Below are 18,986 nucleotides of genomic sequence, written 5' to 3'. Positions count from 1 at the left end.
ATGGCGGAACGTTGTCGTCGCTGAGCAGGCGACGTTCCGACGTCTCGATGTCATCGCGCGATGATGCCTGAGCTCCCGTGGCGGCTGCCGGTCTGCCCGCCGCCACAAGGAGATCGAAGAGATCCGCTTCATCCATTGCCACTGTAAAGCCGCATTGCGGGCGATCGTCGCGTCCCTTGTGGACCCGTGCCGGCCATCGGCGTAGCGTCGATGCACAACCGACGGATGCAGACGGCATGACTACAAGAAGCGGCGATCCAAAGCCCGATCCGGTGGCTCTCGACGATCGTATCCGTCAGCGGCAGGTCTGGCTCACCGTTGCCATCGTCGGGCTGTCGATATGGGTGGCGTTGGAGTTCCTGACCCCGATCGCCTGGGCGGCCGTGCTCGCCATCGCGGAGTGGCCGTTGTTCCGACGCGCGCTCCGCCGATATTCGAACAAGGCGGGCTGGTTAGCCTTTGGCTTCACCATCGCGACCGCGCTCCTCGTGATCCTGCCGCTCTCGCTTGCGGCGGTGTCCCTCGCACAGGAGAGCGATACCGCGCTGGCCTGGCTGAACCATGCTCAGCAATACGGCATCCAGATGCCGTCCTGGTTGCCGGGGCTGCCGCTGATCGGCGGTCGCGTCGCCACGTATTGGCAGCAGCATGTCGGCGATGCGAAGGCTGCGCATGCCCTCCTTGGCACGATCAGTGCGACCTCCGTGATCGCCTGGATCCGGTCGATCGGCGGCGAGGTCGCGCGCGAGTCAGCTCTGTTCCTGGTGACGCTCCTCGCCTTGGTGTCGCTGCTCGCCCGAGGAGTGCAGATTGCCGAGAAGGCGAAGCTGATCGCCGTCGGCATGTTCGGCGGGTTCGGTGGCGAGTTCGTCGAGCGCATCACCGGCGCCGTCCGCGCGACGGTGAACGGCACCATCCTGGTGTCCGTCCTCGAAGGATCGATCATCGGCGTCGGCTATGCCGTCGCCGGCGTGCCCCAGCCGCTGCTCTTCGCGACCTTCACGATCATTCTCGCGCTCGTTCCGTTCGGTGCCTGGGCGGCGTTCGGTCTTGCTAGCCTCATCCTCCTGGGTACCGACCACATCCTCGCTGGAGGACTGCTGTTCGGCTTTGCTGCCGTCGTCATGACGATCGGCGACAACGTGGTGCAGCCGAGCGTGATCGGCAGCGCCGTCGAACTGCCGTTCCTCATGGCTTTGGTCGGCGCTTTCGGCGGTCTCGCCGAGATGGGCCTGGTCGGATTGTTCGTCGGCCCCGTGATCATGGCCGCCCTGCTGCTGGTCACCCGGGAATGGCTGGAGCGAACGCCGCCATCGCGGTTTGGCGACGGTGGTGTCGGGCAATCTTGATCTATGCCGATGCTACCGCTTTGCCATGAGGGACGGATTTCACCTCACACGGCTCAACCGTCGGTGGTTGGCTGCCACCTTCCGCCGATAATGCCGTACGATCTCCTGAGATCCGCTAAGCGGTGTCGAGCCGAGCGCACCGGTCATGAGTTTGCGTTGAAGTTCCATGGCGGCGCTTACCTTTTCGGCCACCATCAGCTCGGCCTCCGCGGCTCCCATCAAACCGCCGCCCGCGATGCGCTGCATCCGCAGCGTCATCACCGTAGCGGCCTCTGAACCCAGCCTCCAGCTGTCGAGGTAAAGGCCCAGCCATGCTTTCGACAGGTCGCTCATGCGTCGGGGGCGTGTCGACGTCGGTCCCGCCTGTCTGCGGTAGCGACCAGATGGGCCAGCATTGCCACGGCTTCACGTCGATCTCGGTAGACGACATCGATCCAGCATTGTTTCCCGTCCGACCACAGGCTCCAACATCTGGAACCGCCGGAATCAGTCCGCTCTGCGACCCGATACGCGTCTATCGGCATGGCTTCGCCTCCGGGCTCGGAGCATCGGCATGTGAGCCCAGCGCGAGCCTAGCATGGTGTCTGCGGAGACGCGATGGGCGTCGTTGCCGGCCGGCGCATGATGGCTGAACCTCCCGCAACGATCGAAGTCGGTTCGATCCTACCCCCGCGGGCGGTACGCGATCGTCGCGGTCCCACTCGTATTCACGGGTAGGAACAATCCTTTACCGGTTGCGACGATGCTTCCGTTCCGCACGTCGTCGATGGTGGTGTAGAACACGAAGTCGCCTTCGCGGCGCTCGCCGATCTTCTTTCGTACGTCGACGAGGAGCCGCGCGAAGTCGGTGCCGAAATCATGCGTGAGCGATTGCTGGATGCTGCCCTGGACGCCGGAGTCGCCGAACAGCGTCAGCAGCAGGTTGGCGACACCGCTGTCCGTATCACCGGCGATGCGGACGTCCCGCGCCTTCACGACCTGGGAGTTCGGTTCGTTGTACGGGATCGCGGTCAGCCATATCGTCCCTTTGGCGGTAAGAGCGGCGCTGCCCTGCCTTCGGACCTTGGCCGTGACGCCGATGGCGAGATGGTTGTTCGACGTCGCATATACTGTGACCTTGCCGAACTCGGCGTCGACGGGGCCGACGCCCGGAAGCGTGATTCCCTTAGCGGCGAGCTTGTGGAGGGCTCGCGCGATCACGGGTTCGAGTTGCGCATAATCCGCCAACACCGGAATGAAGAAACGCAAACCCTTCGGGCCAAGGCGAGAACTCGGCGGAGGGAGGGGAGTGGGTTGCGCCGGTTCGGGGCGTGCTCCGATGAACGTCTCCGTCACGGCTTCCGCGGCCAGGATCATCTCGATCCTGTTGCCGGTCACCCGATATCCGCCGAAGCCGAGCCGTTTGGGAGTGAGCCGCATCCAGGCGGGAGGGTCATCGCGATTGAGCGAGACCGACGTGAACCCCTGGCGCCAGGCGACTGCAAGCTGCTGCTGCAACCGCAGCTTCGCCAATTCGCGAGGGAGGGTGCGCTCCAGATCGGCGATAATCGGCCTGAGCCGTTTGTCGGCCATGCCGACGAATTCAATGCGTTGACCGAGGATGTCGATGCCGGGAGGCGTCGACCAGTCGTAGTTGATCGCGATCCGTGCCTTTGGCGACCAATTCGAAGCGATGGAGAGGTGCGCCACGGCGTGCACCATCGCTGCGCCCGTCGCCGTCTCGCTCACGATGCCGCCCACCTTGCGTGCCGAGATGCTGGCCTTGACGGGAAGGTCGATGAGAAGAACGTTGTTCCGCCCGGACAGCGAGATGCGCCCCCGGGTTACCTGTCCCATGATCCTGCAGCCGAGCTTCGGGACGACCTTCAGCTTGGCGAAACCGACATTCACGCGCTTGGCGGCGACGCAGTCCGCTTTGCGCTCGTTGATCGACCAGAGCTTCTTGGGGAGTTCCGCATCGAGGACGTTAGAAACCGAAGTCAGAGACGCGGTCACGGGCACGACGATCGTGGATGTCTGCTGCGGGAATTGGGCCGCCTGATCGATCCGCGGCGGAGCCTCGTTCCCACCGCTTCGACTGCACCCAGGGGCGGCGAGGCACAGGCATATTGCCAACCCCCGCTGCCATCTGCGGCGTATGGCTGAATCACGCACCGGTTGATCCAAGGCCGACCTTGCTGCCGTGTCAGCCGATCGTGCCTGAGCACCGAACCAAGCCAAAATCAGCCTTTCGGAGCGGCGAGGTGGCGGCTCAGATGCTTGTTCATCTCGAACATACTGGCCGACTTCTTTCCGAACACCTTCTCGAGCTTCTCGTCCGCGTTGATCTGGCGCCGGTCTTTGGCATCCTGCAGGCCGTGCTTCTTGATGTAATCCCAGACCTTGCTGACGACCTCGCTGCGCGGCAAGTTCTTGGTCCCGACGATCTCGGCCAGTTCCGGCGACGGCGTCACGGGCGCCGTTATGCCGCCGCGCGCCCCGCCCGCCGGCTTGCCGGTCTTCTCGACCTTCTTCTCGGCGGCCTTGGTTTCGTCCTTGCCGCGCTTCGTCGCCATCCGTGCCATTTGTCCGTTTTCCCGGAGTACGAAGCCGCCGTAGCGACTAAATTCTATGCGAAAGGTGAACCGCAGCGTCCATCATTGTCAATCCAAGGGTGGGGGCGGTGGTTGGCGACAAGATCTGCCCCGCGGCCGCTCGAAACCTGGTTGCCTCACGCTTGGCGCTGAGACATCCTCCAATTCATGGTTGGATCATCTCAGCGGCTGATAAAAGTGCGCGATTTGCTCGAGCAGGCGCTCGAGACGATCGATGCGCTGGACGACACGTTCCTGGGAGCTCTAATCGATACCGCGCTGCAAGACGTCAACGCCAAGATCAAGGCAGCAGAAGCAAACGAATGATGAAGAACGTGGAGCCGGTCGGTACGATCATCACTAATCTCGAGCAACAGGTCCTGCACATCGACGATCGGGCCGCAGATATAATCGGCCGCGAGCGCGACACGCTGATCGGACAGCATGCTCTATCGTTCACGCACATCGACGACCTGCCGGCAAATAAGCCGGCGTTGAACAGGTTGGCGGTGAACGGACCCGGATTTACAATCGTCAAGCGTTACGTTCGCGGTGATGGCAATCTTGTGTGGGTAAAGAACCACGTCACGAGAGTGACAGACGGCATCGGACCGCCGATAATGTGCGCAACTACAGAGCCGATTGAGCGACCATTTGGAAACGAGCGGCTGACGCGCAAGCATAAAGCGGCCCAGCGGCTATGCAACGCGATGGATGCTGGCCGACGTCAGTTTTCCTCAGAGGTGGTCTGGGCACCTGCGATGGAGGCGCTGGTGTGGCTTTATCGAGCCGAGATCGAGGGGCTATCGTTAAACGCGGATAAGCTTGCAGCGCTGACCGTCAGCTCGGCGATCGTAATGGTCAGGTGGGTCAAGCTGCTCCAGGAGCGCGGCCTCGTCATTAGCGAGGAGCCTGGCCGTTTGTGCAGCCAGACTTGCGTCCGCATCAGCCTTGAGGGCGAGCGGAAGCTTGACGGCCTTCTGTCAAGCCTCACGCCATAGGAACGCAAGCTAATATTCCTACCCCGGTTGGTCGACGTTGGTCGGGGCGCTTGCCGCTCGACCCCGGTTCAGCGCCAGATGAACAAGCGACCGGAGTTGGACCGCTGAGAATGGCGGACGAATGTCGCATTGTGGGTCCGAGCTGTTAGGACGGAATCGCGGGGAACGCCATCCACCGACATGGCTACCTGAATTTAACCGCATATCGTTACGCTGCCGGTTCATGAAGACGACCCTTGCTATTTCCGCCCGCGCATTGGCATTTTTGGGAGAGCAGCGTCTGCCGCCATGTCCACGCTACTATGCGCTGGGCTTTGCATTTTGCGGCAAGACACACCCCGAACTTGCGAAGGCCATTGGGGCAATCATCGACGACGGTGTACGGATAACGCAAGCCGAGGCCGACGAATTGCACGAAACCTTTTTAGGTAGTGCTGCCCAGCCTGTGATTCCGTCCTCCGATAACGGGTCCGACGCTCTGCGTCATCACACGCTGCGTCTCGGTGATCTTGCCGCCTCAGCCACCGCAATTACTGGTGAGTTCAGCCGCGAGTTGGCCGTGCAGATCGGCGATGTCGGAGCTGTCGATCCGGTGACCTTTCAGGAGCTGTTGGTCGTCACGCTAGAACGCTCGCAGCGAACAGAACGCGAGCTCGCGGCGACGACCGCGCAAGTCGATCAACTTCGCCAGAAGCTGGAAGAAGCGCAGGGGGATGCCGAGCGCGACGCTTTGACCGGACTCCCGAACCGTCGCGGAATTGAGGCTTATTTGTCGCGGATCGACCCGGACGATCCCGACCAAAGCGTCGCGATCTGCGATATAGACCGTTTCAAGAGCTACAATGATCATTACGGCCATGCGGTTGGTGATCGAGTGCTCAAAACCGTAGCGACTAGTCTGGCGGAATCGCTTGGCGGACATTTCGTTGGTCGCTGGGGCGGAGAAGAGTTTTTGATTGTCGTTCAATGCAATGTGGAATCGACGGTCACAATGCTGGAGGTCGCAAAAGAAGCACTCGGCAGACGTCAATTCAAATTGCGGGAAACTGACGAGCCGATGTGGCGTATCAGCTTTTCTGCAGGTGTCGCGAACCTATGTGGAGAGACACGAGCCAAGGCAATCGAGATGGCCGACGCCGCACTTTATCGCGCCAAAGAGACTGGGCGAGATAAGGTGTTAGCTGCCTGACGGCGTCCGGTGCCACTCGCTTGTGGCTGGGACTGTCAGCCGAGGTGAGCGTCGACTGCAGCCGTGCTGCGATCAGGAGCGCTATTCCCCCGTCGTAGGAGCTGAGAACCAGGTCGCTGCTCATCCCGTCAAGCCGCAACCACCCAGCGAACGGACGTCCGACACCAGAAGGTAAAATGGACGGTGCAAACGGCCGATCGCGGGTCTCTCCGGAAGGCTGCAGTTGAGCATCATGGACAGGGGCGCAGCCTCATCCAGCAGGGCGACGCAACTGAGCGGCTGTGGGAAATCGTCGTGCATCAGAAAGTCGGTGATGACGCCTCGGACATGCGGGCCCATTTGGTCATCGATCGCAACACGCTGTTGCCGATGAGGACGGATAGATGCGCGGCGGATCGATGTTGAAGATGCCCATCGCTGCACCGGCCGTGTGTTCCTCCAGCATGGAAAGTGTCTTCGCTCTATTGCAGGAACGCCGGTCAGCATATTGGAACACGCCGTCGCGTCACGATCCCGAACTGCTGCGTCGCGCCCGGCCTTGACGTCGGGCGAAGTTGCACTTCCGCCGCCCTGCCGACGTTTGACGTGGTGCGCCGTTAATCTCTCCGGAAGCCACGGTCGATACGGTCGGCCTACATCCGTCGTCCAGGCGCGACGTGCCGTGATTTCTAGTCGAGGACCGAAGATGAACGAACGAACTGAAGCTGACTATTTGTTGCGCCTATCGGCAGCATGGGCGGCCATGACGATGGGCGTCGTCGTGCTCTGGTGGTTTCTGTCGACGGACTTGGTCACCGAGATCGCTTGGCTGCCGCCCAGGCTGGACGCCGCTATGCACCTGGATCCGCTGACAAAATGGTATGCGTGGCAGTGTGCGCCCTATCTCCAGGCGCTCGTGGCGACCCTCGTCGCCTGCGTCATGATCCTCGTCTCGGTCTTGGTCGGCGGCTGGTCCCGGGCCATGATGGCCGCCGTCCGGAGGGCCGATGAGTTCAAGTTCGTCGCGCTTCCGCTCTTGGCCGCTCCCCTCGGGGCCGTCCTGGTGGCGGCGGCCGAACCGGTCAGGCGCTCCTTTGCCGACTGGCCGGGCGGCTTCAACGCCTTCCCAGCGTACTTCGTGATCTGGGCGCTCACCTTGGGTTACATGATGAAGTTGCCGTGGGACTGCGCGACCGAACTGCTGAAGGAGAGAGGGGCTGGTGCCAGGTATGCCGCGATGAAGGCCGCTAGGCGCAGGCGGCGGGATGCGCGGACGACAGATTAGAACGAATGCCTCGAAGACGGTCCATCCGGAGTGAACGTCGTGATGTCCGCTCCGGATGGATTGCCTTGAAGCGGGTCCGCTATCAAGCGTCTGAGGCTGCGCCCACAATCCGCGGCTGAGATCCAGGTCGGTCGAGTTGAGATACGTACCGGCTCCCGCCCACAATTCGGCGGTGCCTTTGGACGTTCAGTTGCGCGTGTAGGATTAGCGTAAGCGGGGGCAGTAGCTGGATCCGATGGCACGTCGTCGACTTGAGGCGTCTCCCCCCGTCGGGACGTCGAGTTGGTGCGGCGCGGCGAGCCGTGGGACGGTGGACCCGGCGCGATCGTCGATGGCGCCAGATACTTTGAGTCGAGGGTGGGGGCAAACGGTCGGCGTGCGGGGTCACGAAATGCCGGGCGGCGCCCTCGTTCATCCCGTCGGCGATGAAGTTCCACCTCGCCATGTCGTCCTGCAGTCCGGAACGAGGAGGTGGAACGTCTCGACCTGCGTAATCACACGCCAGCTGTCGATCGCGTCCGGCTCCGCCGAACATACGTGGCGGAGCGATCTCCAGCGACCCGGAGATCACACCGTTTCGGAGGTAGCCGCCGATAGAGGAGTGAGCCAGGGGCGATCTGCGGCGTTCATCCCTGATCGTCGCGCAGGAAGCGTGAGCACTCGCAGGAGTGTTATGAAGGCAACGGCGCTGATGGGTAATTTATACGCCCCCGTCCCGGCGAGGCCGTTCGACGACGCGCGAACCGCTCGGCCGGGCAGGCTGCGCAAGGACGCGGGCTCCGGCATGCGTCGTGTGATGACGCGCGACGGGATGTGGACTTGCCAGCAGGATCACGATCGAAAGGATGCCATCATGCCACGAAGCTGACCGTCGAGGCGTACCCGGAGTTGTCGCAGACGATGCAGGATGACCGCCGCTTCCGGATTTGTGAGGGTCATCGTCTCGCGTTCGACCGTGGCCTTTCGGAAGGCGACGAGGTTGAACTCGATCCTCCATCCCACGCAAAGGTCGGCGGTGACGGAGGCGGAGCCGTGGCAGATGAAGGTGCGATGGCGGTGCAGGTCGTCGAACTCGCCGAGGATGTCGGCCACCCTGGCGCCTGACGCCGCAAGGGGACCATCGGCGGCGACCACCTGCCTCAGGGCTTCGAAGCGCTGGCCGATTAGGTGCGGCAGCAGACTGGGACCTCCACAGCTTGCCTGGGACGCCAGGAAGGCGAGGGCTTCGCTGACCACGGCCTCGGCGCAGGCGAACTCCTGCACGAACCGACCCAACCAGCAGCTTGCCGCGACGTGGTGAACGGATGCCGTGGCAGCGGGGTCGTCGAGGAAGCGGACTGGCGATGTCATGGCCGATGGTGTGGAGCAAGATGGTTGTCGAATGATTATGCCGCCGAACCGCAGACCGCGGCGAGAGCGTCTCGGACGACTGGGCTGAAAGTCGGAATGGCGTGCAGATCGGGGGAGGAGCCACACGCGGGCGGCCGCTGCCGATGGCTTCTGAAGGTACCATGCGAGACCGGTGACCTTCCGTCCGATGGCCATTAGGCGGATGGGAGGTCCGTCGTGGAAGCGCCGGGAGGCGGATCGCAGCGCACCGAAGCCGCCGTGGTGTCCGTGATCGGAGTCGGGCCGCGGATCACCTTTCCGCGAGCCGTGCAGGCGACGTTCGTGAAGGAAGGTTTGCTCGTCAGGGCGTGCGGCTCACCTGAAGCGCGTCCAATCGGGCGTGAGCGATGCTTCGGTGACGCCGCTGGCCGCTCTCGTCTCGACGGCGGTGACGACGAGATCGTCGATCGATGGCATGACGAGTGCAAGCCGCCGGGCGGGTCCGCCGATCAGGGCGGGATGCAGTCCGTCCGCCACGAGCCCCGGCAACCTCAGTATGCAATGCCCCTTTGTATATTCGTGATAGTGATAGTGGGGATCCAGGCTCTCCACCCGAAGCAGAAGGTGCCTGTTCGCCCGCGAGAGCGAGGTGATCGGCACCCCGCACGCGCGGGCGATCAGTTTCGGGAGAGGGTCCCCTTCATTCATCCATGTGGCGAGGCCTCGACCGACACGGCGATCCATCGCGGCGTTGAGGCGACGCGGCGCGACGTCCGCCCTGCCGAGCAGATCGAGAAGGACGCTCGAGACGAAGAACGGTTTCTTTGGTCCACGGGGCATGCGGACGTTCTCCCGATCTGCTGCGACGTCACGGCGATGACGCCTAATTCCTAGGGGCGCGTGGTGCGTCGTCGGACGCCGCATCCCGCCCATCTGGGCAGCCCTTACGAAGAGGAACGCCGACGCGAGCCGCATTGCGTAGCGCGGTTCTTCGCGACCATTTCACATGCGGTGCAGCGTCGCGAGGGCGTCGCATCCGACCGGCGCGATCCCTTCCTGCACCATGCCGGACGTGTGACGCTCCACGGACGCCTCCGTCTTCGGTCCGCTGGTTCCCTCGGGAGGGGGCGTGCGCTGCATATGCCCCGGAGCCCCGCCCATCCGAAGATGGGCAGGGTCGACTGGATCAGAGCGTCTTGCCGAGGTGGCGGGCGACGGCGGCGGCACTGGTGCCGACCGTCTTCACGGCGTTCTCGAGCTGGGTCTTGGTCACTCCGAACTTCTTGGTCCAGTACTCCACCTCCCACGTTTCGTGAACGTTGACGCGGCTGGCGTCGGCGGGGCGGCGGATGTTCAGGTTGTCGCTCATTTCAGGGTCACTCCTGGAGGAGGCGCCCGCTGGATTGCGTGACGCGTCCTGATCGACGACCGGACCATCCCGCGAACGCTCGTCGTACCCGGAAGGTGGAGGAGGAGGTCATGCCTTCTCCTCCTTCGGCTTCTTCGGGACCACCGGCATCGCGGCGATAGCGGGAAGCGGCGGGAGATCGATCCCCGAGCCCCAGGCCATATGGGAGACCGCGGCGCGGAAGTAGGGATAGCAGGCGAACGCCCCGACATGCTTGCAGAAGGCGAGGCCGGCCTCCCGCTTCGCGCCTTCCTCCATGTCGTACACCACGGCGTAGTCCGCCTGGCAGAGAAACGCCTTCGACCGCCCTGTTTTGGCGGACACGCTGTACCTGAAGATGGCGGCTACCGCGCGGGACTCCTCGTCGTAGCTGCACGAAAGCAGTTCGCGTCCGTAGCTCAGCTTGGGCTTGACGTCCCGGGAGTAGATCTCCGGCTGCGCGTCCATCGCGAACTTGAGAAGGCGAAGACCGCTCATCCGCGCGGTGCGGGCCACGTGGTTGTACTCGTCGCTGCTGAAGTCGAGTGGAGCGTCGCTCGCCTCGGGTGCCCTGGTGATGGCCTTGCTCAACGGGAGCCTCCTGCGGCCCGCATGCCGCGCATGATCGCCGTCAGACGCGCGTCGTCGTGGACGCAAGCGACCGAGGCGAGATCCTTCTGAGCGCTGTCGTCCTGCCATAGCGGGACGACGTTGTCGGCGGCCTCGACGAGCTCGGCCCGTCGCGAGCGCTGACGCGCCTCCCGCATCCTGCGCGTGGTCGCGCTGTCGATCTCCGGCTCGTCACCGAGGGCATGGACGGCGCGCGCCAGGAACCGGATGGTGAGGTTGGTGCAGTCGTCGGAGAAGATCTGGGTGATCCTGCCGCGCGACACTCCCATCGCTCGGGCGAGATCGGCGCGGTTCATGTCGCGCGCGTCCATCAGTTCCTGCAGGAACGACTGCACGTCGACGACGAACCCCTCCTCGACGGAGCCGAGCGTGCGCTGGGTGCGGTTGTGGTCATTCATGCTAATTTTCCCTTCCAAAGGCATCAACACGGCCTCTGGCTCTTTTGAGGATCTTCTGATCGGCCCTGTCCCGCTTCTTGGCGGGGTCGTGGTCGACGATCACGAAGGTCTGCACTCCGCCAATCCGCTTCTCGAAGCCGTACATGCGGTGCTTGAAGGACTTGAAGGCCTTTAGCATCGTGCCGCCCGGACTTCGGCCCTCGTTCCCGTTGAACATTTCCTCGGTCATCGAATGGCCGCAGCACCATCTGAACATGATGCGTTCGAGCTTGTCGCGGACGCGTTGCTCGAACCCCTCGTAGGCCGCCTCGACTTCGCTGCCGAGGCCGACGCGCATCCCCTCGTGCTCGACGAGAGTGCGGCAGCCGTAAGGTGAAAGCGGGTCGGCGGTTTGGCTCATGCGTTCCTTGCTGTTTAGTCAAATCTAAACACGATGCAAGCTCTTTCGTTCCCTCCGTCGTCATTTCCCTGGAGCTGCGTCCCAGCCGAGCGGGGCGGAGGCGGAGGGGCGTGTCTGCTGCGCTCCCACGGTCTTGCACGGGGAGGTGGTTGCGACTGGCCAGCTTCGTCTTCGATCCACGACCAAACCGGCTCGCCGAGATGTCGCGCCGCATGTCCGGCCGATCGGCCGTCTCCGGATCGGCTCGCGCGTCTTGGAAGACGACGTCGCTCAGCGGGGGCGCCCCATCGAAGCTGCTTCTCTGTCGGTGCGGATCGGATGGTGGGTGCCCGGGCGTCGGGATCATCGCGGCGACGGCGCTCCGGCCCTGACGATCATCGATCCGCGATCGTCGACGTCGCAGGTGCGGGCGCCCCGGACTGTTTCCATGCGCGCCATCGTCCGTCGCGGCCTCTAGCCGCTGGTGATCAGTTGGCCTTTCCGGGCGTTCCGGGTTCGATCCGGTGGGAGACGAGATACGCGGCGCGATCGCGTCCGTCCTTGGCCATGATCGTGCGCAGCCTTCGCTTTGCCGCGAGGAAGGTGCAGCCGTCGCGTTCCGCCCGGACGTGGAAGTGGCGCCCGAAGGCGCCCATGTCGCATACGAGGCGGCCAGGAGCGGACGCCTCGACGTCCAGCCGGCCTCCGCCGGCGTTCACCAGGAACAATGCACCCGCCAGCAGACCGGCGAAGCCGGGATTGGCGAACGCCATTCCCGCCGTGACCGAAGCTATGGCTGCCCCGGCGGAGAGCCGTCCCAGTCGGCGCAGGCCGATCTGCACGAGCGAACCCGCCGCGACGATGCCCACGAAGACCGCGCCGGCCTGGGACGGTGTGAACGGTGCATTCTCGACGAACCAGGCATGGATCCAGAGCGTCGTCCATTCGACGAGCCAGGAGATCGTCAGGAACGCGTCAAGGGCCTGACGCGGCATGTCTTTGCAGACGGCGGATATAGGCGAGATCCTTCGGCCGTCCGTCAGTGTTCGCCTGGCCGTCACGTACAGTAGCGGAAGTAGGGTGATGGCCAGGACGGTGGCGAAGTCGAACCATGGTGACAGGAGCATCGCCCCCGCGCAGGCCGAACACCTCGCAACGGTCTCCAATGCGGATATAGGTCCTTCGACGCCATTCTCCATGAAGCGTGGAAGCGAGAAGAAGGCCAGAACGACCAGCAGGGCGAATGCGCAGACCGCGGCGACAAGGGCCAGACGGACCGGCTCCACGTCGAGGCCCTCCGACGTCGACACGCCGAAGATGCCCACGTAGCTCGCGAGGGCAAACCAGATCGGCGGAAGCAACGCTCCCGCGATGGTGACGTCGGAAAGTCTCGGCGTTCGCCAGCGGTCCCTCAGCCAAGCCGTAGCCGTCGAGACGTCCGAGAGGCGAGCGCGGCTCGTCGGCGTCGGGGCTGTGGGGGCGGACTCGGCATCCATGCTGGGGAGTATGCCGATCGCGGCCGTCGACGCAAAGTCCATCATGCGCCTCCTCGATCTAGCGGCGGCCGCTGACGTCCTCGGCTGATTGGAAGGTAGGAGGGATGGACCGGGCTGCAGATTCCGGCGGCGCGGAGGACCGATCCGTGAGTCTGCTCCCCATCGCTCTCCCGGCCTTCGTAGGGGGCAAGAGGTTCCAGCGAGAGCGTCTCCGAGACGACGCTGTCCGATGGACGACCGCCCCGCTGCGCTCGTGCGGCTAGTATCAGATGGTGTCCGCCCGCCTCGGGCGCGGAGCATGCCTGTGCGCGATGTTGCCGCCTGAGCCCGACATGGGGCTCGACGTCGAGGCGTCCGCGGCCGACGTGACGGCGCTGCGCGACGCGCCGCTCGCGCAAGCCTTGGTGCGATCATCCTCTCTCACCTCGCAGAGCCTGGACCGGATCGCGCCTCTCGGATCAATGCGTCCCGACCCCCCTTCAACTCTCGAACGAGTTCAAGCTTCCCCGCATCGCGATCAAACGCGGCGGGGACGGCGGATCCGAGGACCGGTCTTCACTCAAGGCGTCGCGGCCGGTACGTGGATTTGGAGGATTGAACGCCGCCGCCGGTTACAGGTAGGATGCCGGCGTTCGCCAGCAGGCGGACCGAGGCGTGGAAACCTCGCTATTAGTAGCCGTATGCCCGGCCCGAACGAGATTCGGCCGGGAGGCGGACGCGCATGTCCAAGGTCTTCGGGCCCAAAGGCGTCCGCGCTCGTCTGATAGCGAGTTTCCAACTTCCGGCTCACGGGCCGGCACCGCCTCGTCTCAACGAGCGGTGCCGCCGGCTGGAGAGCCGAACGGCACCCAGGCGAAGGAGACGCGCATGGGCTCGGCAGCAAGTCGCAACGTTTCGCGACGCGGGAGCGAGTGGGGTCGGCCACCGCCCCTTCCGCTGGCATTGCTCCGCCAAGAGCGAAGCCGCTAGCATGGAGATCCAGTCCACGACCGCCGACGACGCGCGAGTCGGCGGGCCGGCCCTGCGCTCCTGGCTTGCACCTCCACGCCGCATCGGTGGCGTGGCCTATCAGGGCGACTGCGTGATCGTCCGCGTTCGCCAAGCCACCTATCAGCAGCAATCCACGACGTTCGGCGCATCGTCCGCGGTCTTCGGCCTGGCGGGCAGGGGAACCGGCTTCGTCGCGGGCGGCAGCGGCTTCGTGGACACGGTGCATCGCGGAGTGGTGAGCGTGGTGTTGGAGGATGCGGCCGGCGCACACGAGAATCTGGAGCTGCCCGCCGAACTGGCCCTCCTCGAAGGAGGTACCGTCCGCTTGGATCGCATCAACGGCCACGTCTTCGCGGCCACCAACATGAGCGGTCGACAGGGACGTGTCGTCCTGCTGGGCCCATCCGCCTTCGTCGGACGCATGACGTTGGGGAAACGTCATGTTCTCCTGCTGATCGGATCCGCCATGATGGTCCCGCAGATCTTCTCGCCGCACCCGTTCCTGGCGATCGCCACGACCGTCTGCCTGGCGGTCGTTCCCCTTCATCGGATGAGGGAAATCCGCGCGAGGGAGGATCGTCGCGAGCGCCTCGGCAGCTACATGGCGGAGGTCATGTCGTGATCCTGAGCGCGCTCGCGGTCCAAGCTGCCGCCATCGTGGGGACGGGACAAGCCTACCACGACGATGCGGCGGCCAAGATCACATCCTCTATGCGCGGGCGTTTCGAGGCGCGTGGCAGCGACCCGACCGAAAGTCGTGGCGTCACGAGGTCCGATTCGCAACGGCTCGGTTGGAGGGTCCCGACAGATGAGGATCTCCGAAGAAGATCGAGCTATCGCGCTCCGAGGGGCTACAGGTTCCACCGGTCGGCGAGCGTCGATCTGGATCACGACGGTCGCGCCGACCTCGTGGAGATGCTCGAACGATCACGTCAGACTGCGCTACGCATCTCCTACGGGAGCGGAGCGGTGGTCATCACGAACGTCCGTTCCGGCAGATGGACCGATCAGGGGCTGTTCGCCGCGGGTGTCGACGCTGTGATGGTGAATTTCCCGGAGAGCGGCGCATACTTCCTGTTCCAGCGCGGCGCCGCGATCAGGCTGCGATACCTAGGTGAATGAGAGGCGAGGCTTCGGCGCTCGACCGACGGGAGGACGGTCGAGGCGAAGTGTCGGACGATGGGTCATACCGGTTGCCGGCTCCGGACCTAGAACATCGTCGAGGCTCGATCTTGATACTCGTCCGTCGCGAAGTCGATCCAGAACGGTGATGGCGAACCATCCAAACAATTCCCTTCTGCTGGCTGTGAAGCATCTTATCATGCGGGATCGAACGGAAGAGCGGAGTGTAGGTTTGGAGCAGTTTCGCATCGGCATCATGGATGCGGTGGTCGGTACGATCGGAGCGGGCCGGGCGGATCTGACGCGGGCGGCGACGAACGAGGGTGCGGTCGCATGAGGCTCGCGACGATCGACGATGGGACGCGGGACGGCGCGCTGGTCGTCGTCTCGCGAGACGGGGCGCGCATGATGTCGGCCTCGGAGACGGCGCCCACTCTGCAACGCGCCCTCGAAAGCTGGAGCGGGGCGGAACCGGCGCTGCGTGCGCTGTTCAGCCGTCTGGAGGCGGGGCAGGGCGTTGCCGTCGGAACGGCGACGTTCGCCGCACCACTCCCCCGTGCATGGCAGTGGCTGGACGGATCCGCCTTCCCCAATCACGGCGTCCTCATGCAGAAGGCGTTCGACCTCCCTGCGCTGCCCGCTGGACGACCGCTCATGTATCAGGGGCTTTCGCATCGCTTCCTCTCCGGGGCCGAGGACGTACCGCTTCCCAGCGAGGACGACGGGATCGACTTCGAGGGCGAGTTCGGCGTCATCGTCGACGACGTGCCGATGGGCTGCCCTGCCGACGAGGCCCTCGACCACGTGAAGCTGGTCGTCATGATCAACGACTGGTCTCTTCGGTCGATCGCGCCGATCGAGATGAGGACGGGCTTCGGCTGGGTTCAGGCGAAGCCGGCGTGCAGCATGGCACCATTCGCGGTGACGCCGGAGATGCTCGGCGACGTCTGGCGGGACGGTCGCGTCCATCTTCCCCTGGTGGTCGAGGTGAATGGCGAGCGGTTCGGCTCGCCGGATGGGAGCGAGATGGCGTACGGCTTCCACGAGCTGATCGCACACGCGGCGAGGACGCGCGATCTTCCTGCCGGCACGGTGATCGGCTCGGGCACCGTCTCCAACGAGGAACATGCGATCGTCGGCTCCACGTGCATCTCCGAGCGCCGCGCGATCGAGATGATCGAGACCGGTGGACCGCTCACGCCGTTCCTGGCCTTCGGTGCTCGTGTATCGATGAGGGCTGGAGACGCGTCGCCGTTCGGTTCGCTCGACCAGCGCGTGGTCGTTCGACCGATCTGACCGCGGCCGGCCGCCGGCGGCGGCCTACGTCATGGTCGGCCGAAGCGCACCAATTCCGAGCGATACCGTGATGAAGGGATGAGAACGGGCATCGGCGTCGAACCGGCATCCGGCTCGGCATGATGGGCTACGGAACGTCGGCGAGCTCCTTTCGATCGACGCGTTGGTCCGATCTCTCGCGGCGACGGCCTTGCACGTACGTCCACTCGGCCCCTTGCAGTAGACGTCGATCGAACGGAAAGTGGTCAAGCCGCGCTGGGCGGGGAGGCAGCGGGAGGCCCGAACGCTCCCGAGCGGCTCATTTGGGAGAGCAGGCGCTCGCCTCTTCGCGAAGAAGTCGCCGCAGCCACGCGAGCCCCTCGTCCTCCACTCGGGCGCGATGGAACTTCATCATCTCGCGCATCGGAGGGAACGGAATGGGCAAGGGTACCTGACGCAGGGGGTAGATCTTCTCCATGCTGTCGGCGAGCCTGCCGTGCATGATCGCGAGGCGCCCGGTGCCGCAGACGAGCGGCGGGATCGTCAGGAACGACGAGGTTTCCACCTCGATCCGGCGGTCGTAGCCCATCGTGCTCATCTGGCGATCAGCGAAGGCGGGCACGCGGCGGGCGCCCATCCTGACGCCGACGTAGCCCGCCGCCAGCATCTCCTCGACACCGAACGCGACCCGCATCGACGGGTTCTCCGCCCAGCCGACGATGACGTGGGTTTCCTCCAGCAGCAGCTCGGCGGGATGCTCGTTCTGAAGGAAGACGTCGGGCGTTATCAGCAGGTCGGCGCGGCCTTCCGCTATCTGGCTCTCGCTCGTGTCGCTGGGTGCCGCCATTTCGATCCTGATGTTCGGCGCCTCGGAGGACATCCGCTCGAGGACCGGGACGAGGAGGGAGGTGATCACGTAGTCGGAGGTGATGACCCGGAAGGTGCGTGAGGCGTTCGCGGGATCGAACTTCGAGGAGGAGGAGAGCATGGCGTCGATGCCTCCCAGGAAGACCGTCACCTGCGGCAACAGGCTCTCCGCGAAGGGCGTCGGATGCATTGCTTTGCCTTCCGGGACGAGCAGGGGATCCGCGAAGAATTCCCGCAGGCGGGACAGAGCGGCGCTCATCGCGGGCTGGCTGAGGTTCATGATGCCGGCTGCCCGCGATACGCTCCGCACCTCCATCAGGACCTGGAAAGCGCCCAGCAGGTTGAGATCGAGTCCCTTGAACCGCATTACACACCTCCCCCGGACCGACGCCAACCTAGTCGATCCACGTGTTCCTTGTCCTGCGTGGACACCCGAAGGCGCCGGTGCGGCCGATTCGGCGCCGCTCCCCTAGAGCGTAGGCCCGATCATAAACGGCGTCTATCGATCCCGATCGGATCAATTCATTCGGTGATTTGCCGGTGAGGGAGTTAACTTCTCGGCAGGCTACAAAGGAGCTGGAGGAGAGGATGGAACGAGGGGCCGCAAGCGGTGGAGGAGGACCCGTCGCGATCGTTGGAGGCGGCATCGCGGGAATGGCGTTCGCCATCGCCGCGGTAGAGCGGGGCTTCGCCTGCGAGATCGTCGAGGCGGATCCCGCGTGGCGGGTCTACGGTGCTGGCATCAGTCTGACGAGCCCGACCTTCAGGGCGATGCGCAACTTGGGCGTTCTCGAGAGGGTCAAGGAGCAGGGCTTCTTCATCGAGAAGGGGGGCGCGATCTGCGCGCCCGACGGATCGATCGCGGCGGATCTGCCGCTGCATGCGGTGGAGCCGGGGCTTCCGACCGCAGGAGGGATCATGCGACCCGCGCTGCATGCAATAATGGCGGAGAAGGTCGGGCGGCTGGGCATACCGACCCGCCTCGGCGTCACGGTCGACGAGTTCCTGGAGGATGCCGAGGGAACCACGCTGCTGCTCAGCGACGGCGGGTCGATCAAGGCGAGCTGCGTCGTCGCGGCAGACGGTGCCTTCTCGCGGACGCGGGGCAGGCTCTTCCCCGGCGCGGGCGAGCCGACCTACACGGGGCAGTTCTGCTGGCGTATAATAGCCGACCGGCCGCCCGAAGTCGATCGACCCCTCTTCTTCGTGACGCCCGAGGTCACGGCCGGTCTGATGCCCGTGTCGCAGGACGTCATGTACATGTGGCTGCTCGAGACCTCGCCCGAGCGGCGCCGGCTCATCGACGACGAGTTGCCGGATCGGCTGCTTCGCCTGCTCGCTTCCTTCTCCGGCCCGATGGAAGCTGTGCGTAAGGCGATCGCACGAGGGGAGACGATCATTAGCCGCCCGCTGGACGCACTCCTCCTGCCGCTGCCTTGGCACCGGGGGCGCACGGTCCTGATCGGCGATGCCGCACATGCGACGACGCCGCATCTGGCGTCCGGTGCCGGGATAGCGATCGAGGATGGGCTCGCGCTCGCCGAGGCGCTGGCGGACCACGAGGATCCGGTCGCCGCCTTCGAGGCCTTCGAACGTCGGCGTTGGGAGCGCTGTCGGCTGGTCGTCGAGGAATCCGTCGCGATCGGGAGGATGCAGCAGACCGCAGCGGCCCCCGCCGAACTGAACGTGCGCATGGGCCGGGCGCAGGCCGCCTTGGCTCAGGATATATAGTCGAGA

At 64.6% G+C, this 18,986-nt stretch carries 20 protein-coding genes; 9 read left to right on the top strand and 11 right to left on the bottom strand.

All coding sequences use genetic code 11. From position 1 onward, the window contains the following. Positions 1-272: 272 nt before the first annotated feature. The gene (locus ACTZQ5_RS06055; RefSeq protein ID WP_443584262.1) at positions 273-1,349 is read left to right on the top strand and encodes an AI-2E family transporter; all 1,077 of its coding nucleotides are present in this window, start codon (positions 273-275) and stop codon (positions 1,347-1,349) included. 39 nt (positions 1,350-1,388) lie between these two features. On the opposite strand, the gene ACTZQ5_RS06050 is transcribed toward ACTZQ5_RS06055, so the two are convergent. The 3 genes from ACTZQ5_RS06050 to ACTZQ5_RS06040 form a co-directional block, all read right to left on the bottom strand. Further along, positions 1,389-1,682 (bottom strand): hypothetical protein, encoded by a 294-nt coding sequence (locus tag ACTZQ5_RS06050; protein ID WP_443584261.1) that lies wholly within the window; start codon positions 1,680-1,682, stop codon positions 1,389-1,391. 330 nt (positions 1,683-2,012) lie between these two features. Beyond that, entirely contained in the window at positions 2,013-3,503 is a 1,491-nt protein-coding gene (locus ACTZQ5_RS06045) for a DUF4403 family protein (RefSeq protein WP_443584260.1), read from the bottom strand. A gap of 68 nt (positions 3,504-3,571) precedes the next feature. Further along, positions 3,572-3,904: an SWIB/MDM2 domain-containing protein gene (locus ACTZQ5_RS06040; protein WP_443584259.1), complete on the bottom strand. Its 333-nt coding sequence runs from the start codon at positions 3,902-3,904 to the stop codon at positions 3,572-3,574. A gap of 186 nt (positions 3,905-4,090) precedes the next feature. Between ACTZQ5_RS06040 and ACTZQ5_RS06035 the strand changes: the two genes are divergently transcribed. The 4 genes from ACTZQ5_RS06035 to ACTZQ5_RS06020 all read left to right on the top strand — a co-directional run bounded on the left by ACTZQ5_RS06035 (position 4,091) and on the right by ACTZQ5_RS06020 (position 7,376). Then, the gene (locus ACTZQ5_RS06035; protein ID WP_443584258.1) at positions 4,091-4,249 is read left to right on the top strand and encodes a hypothetical protein; all 159 of its coding nucleotides are present in this window, start codon (positions 4,091-4,093) and stop codon (positions 4,247-4,249) included. Then, entirely contained in the window at positions 4,246-4,923 is a 678-nt protein-coding gene (locus ACTZQ5_RS06030) for a PAS domain-containing protein (protein ID WP_443584257.1), read from the top strand. Before ACTZQ5_RS06035 ends, ACTZQ5_RS06030 begins: the two co-directional genes overlap by 4 nt. 223 nt (positions 4,924-5,146) lie before the next feature. After that, entirely contained in the window at positions 5,147-6,112 is a 966-nt protein-coding gene (locus ACTZQ5_RS06025; RefSeq protein ID WP_443584256.1) for a GGDEF domain-containing protein, read from the top strand. Positions 6,113-6,797: 685 nt separating this feature from the next. Continuing rightward, on the top strand, positions 6,798-7,376 hold the full coding sequence (locus ACTZQ5_RS06020; protein WP_443584255.1) for a hypothetical protein: 579 nt from the start codon (positions 6,798-6,800) through the stop codon (positions 7,374-7,376). Between the two features lie 831 nt (positions 7,377-8,207). On the opposite strand, the gene ACTZQ5_RS06015 is transcribed toward ACTZQ5_RS06020, so the two are convergent. The 7 genes from ACTZQ5_RS06015 to ACTZQ5_RS05985 form a co-directional block, all read right to left on the bottom strand. Further along, positions 8,208-8,726 (bottom strand): hypothetical protein, encoded by a 519-nt coding sequence (locus ACTZQ5_RS06015; protein WP_443584254.1) that lies wholly within the window; start codon positions 8,724-8,726, stop codon positions 8,208-8,210. 354 nt (positions 8,727-9,080) lie between these two features. Beyond that, positions 9,081-9,545: a hypothetical protein gene (locus ACTZQ5_RS06010; RefSeq protein ID WP_443584253.1), complete on the bottom strand. Its 465-nt coding sequence runs from the start codon at positions 9,543-9,545 to the stop codon at positions 9,081-9,083. Between the two features lie 346 nt (positions 9,546-9,891). Beyond that, a complete protein-coding gene (locus tag ACTZQ5_RS06005) occupies positions 9,892-10,074 on the bottom strand; it encodes a DUF3606 domain-containing protein (protein ID WP_443584252.1) in 183 nt (60 codons plus the stop codon). A gap of 108 nt (positions 10,075-10,182) precedes the next feature. Continuing rightward, a complete protein-coding gene (locus ACTZQ5_RS06000; RefSeq protein WP_443584251.1) occupies positions 10,183-10,683 on the bottom strand; it encodes a hypothetical protein in 501 nt (166 codons plus the stop codon). Continuing rightward, positions 10,680-11,120 carry a helix-turn-helix domain-containing protein gene (locus tag ACTZQ5_RS05995; RefSeq protein ID WP_443584250.1) on the bottom strand — a complete coding sequence of 147 codons (441 nt, stop codon included), beginning with the start codon at positions 11,118-11,120 and terminating at the stop codon, positions 10,680-10,682. Before ACTZQ5_RS05995 ends, ACTZQ5_RS06000 begins: the two co-directional genes overlap by 4 nt. A gap of 1 nt (position 11,121) precedes the next feature. Continuing rightward, positions 11,122-11,520: a hypothetical protein gene (locus ACTZQ5_RS05990; RefSeq protein WP_443584249.1), complete on the bottom strand. Its 399-nt coding sequence runs from the start codon at positions 11,518-11,520 to the stop codon at positions 11,122-11,124. A 467-nt stretch (positions 11,521-11,987) separates the two neighbouring features. After that, the gene (locus ACTZQ5_RS05985) at positions 11,988-13,040 is read right to left on the bottom strand and encodes a hypothetical protein (protein WP_443584248.1); all 1,053 of its coding nucleotides are present in this window, start codon (positions 13,038-13,040) and stop codon (positions 11,988-11,990) included. A gap of 925 nt (positions 13,041-13,965) precedes the next feature. Here ACTZQ5_RS05985 and ACTZQ5_RS05980 point away from each other — a divergent pair. From ACTZQ5_RS05980 to ACTZQ5_RS05970, 3 genes are all read left to right on the top strand, one after another. Further along, positions 13,966-14,607, top strand: coding sequence for a hypothetical protein (locus tag ACTZQ5_RS05980; protein ID WP_443584247.1), 642 nt, complete (start codon positions 13,966-13,968; stop codon positions 14,605-14,607). Next, positions 14,604-15,107, top strand: coding sequence for a hypothetical protein (locus tag ACTZQ5_RS05975; RefSeq protein WP_443584246.1), 504 nt, complete (start codon positions 14,604-14,606; stop codon positions 15,105-15,107). Before ACTZQ5_RS05980 ends, ACTZQ5_RS05975 begins: the two co-directional genes overlap by 4 nt. Positions 15,108-15,440: 333 nt before the next feature. Continuing rightward, a complete protein-coding gene (locus ACTZQ5_RS05970) occupies positions 15,441-16,403 on the top strand; it encodes a fumarylacetoacetate hydrolase family protein (protein ID WP_443584245.1) in 963 nt (320 codons plus the stop codon). Between the two features lie 298 nt (positions 16,404-16,701). On the opposite strand, the gene ACTZQ5_RS05965 is transcribed toward ACTZQ5_RS05970, so the two are convergent. After that, positions 16,702-17,616 carry a LysR substrate-binding domain-containing protein gene (locus tag ACTZQ5_RS05965; RefSeq protein ID WP_443584244.1) on the bottom strand — a complete coding sequence of 305 codons (915 nt, stop codon included), beginning with the start codon at positions 17,614-17,616 and terminating at the stop codon, positions 16,702-16,704. 221 nt (positions 17,617-17,837) lie between these two features. Here ACTZQ5_RS05965 and ACTZQ5_RS05960 point away from each other — a divergent pair, with 221 nt between their 5' ends. Further along, a complete protein-coding gene (locus ACTZQ5_RS05960; RefSeq protein ID WP_443584243.1) occupies positions 17,838-18,980 on the top strand; it encodes an FAD-dependent monooxygenase in 1,143 nt (380 codons plus the stop codon). The last annotated feature ends 6 nt before the right edge of the window (positions 18,981-18,986 follow it).

The sequence above is a fragment of the Sphingomonas cellulosilytica genome, assembly GCF_052321755.1.
Classification (GTDB): Bacteria; Pseudomonadota; Alphaproteobacteria; order Sphingomonadales; family Sphingomonadaceae; genus Sphingomonas.
The sequence above is the reverse complement of the archived record's forward strand: the minus strand, read 5'-3'. Positions and strand labels throughout refer to the sequence as shown.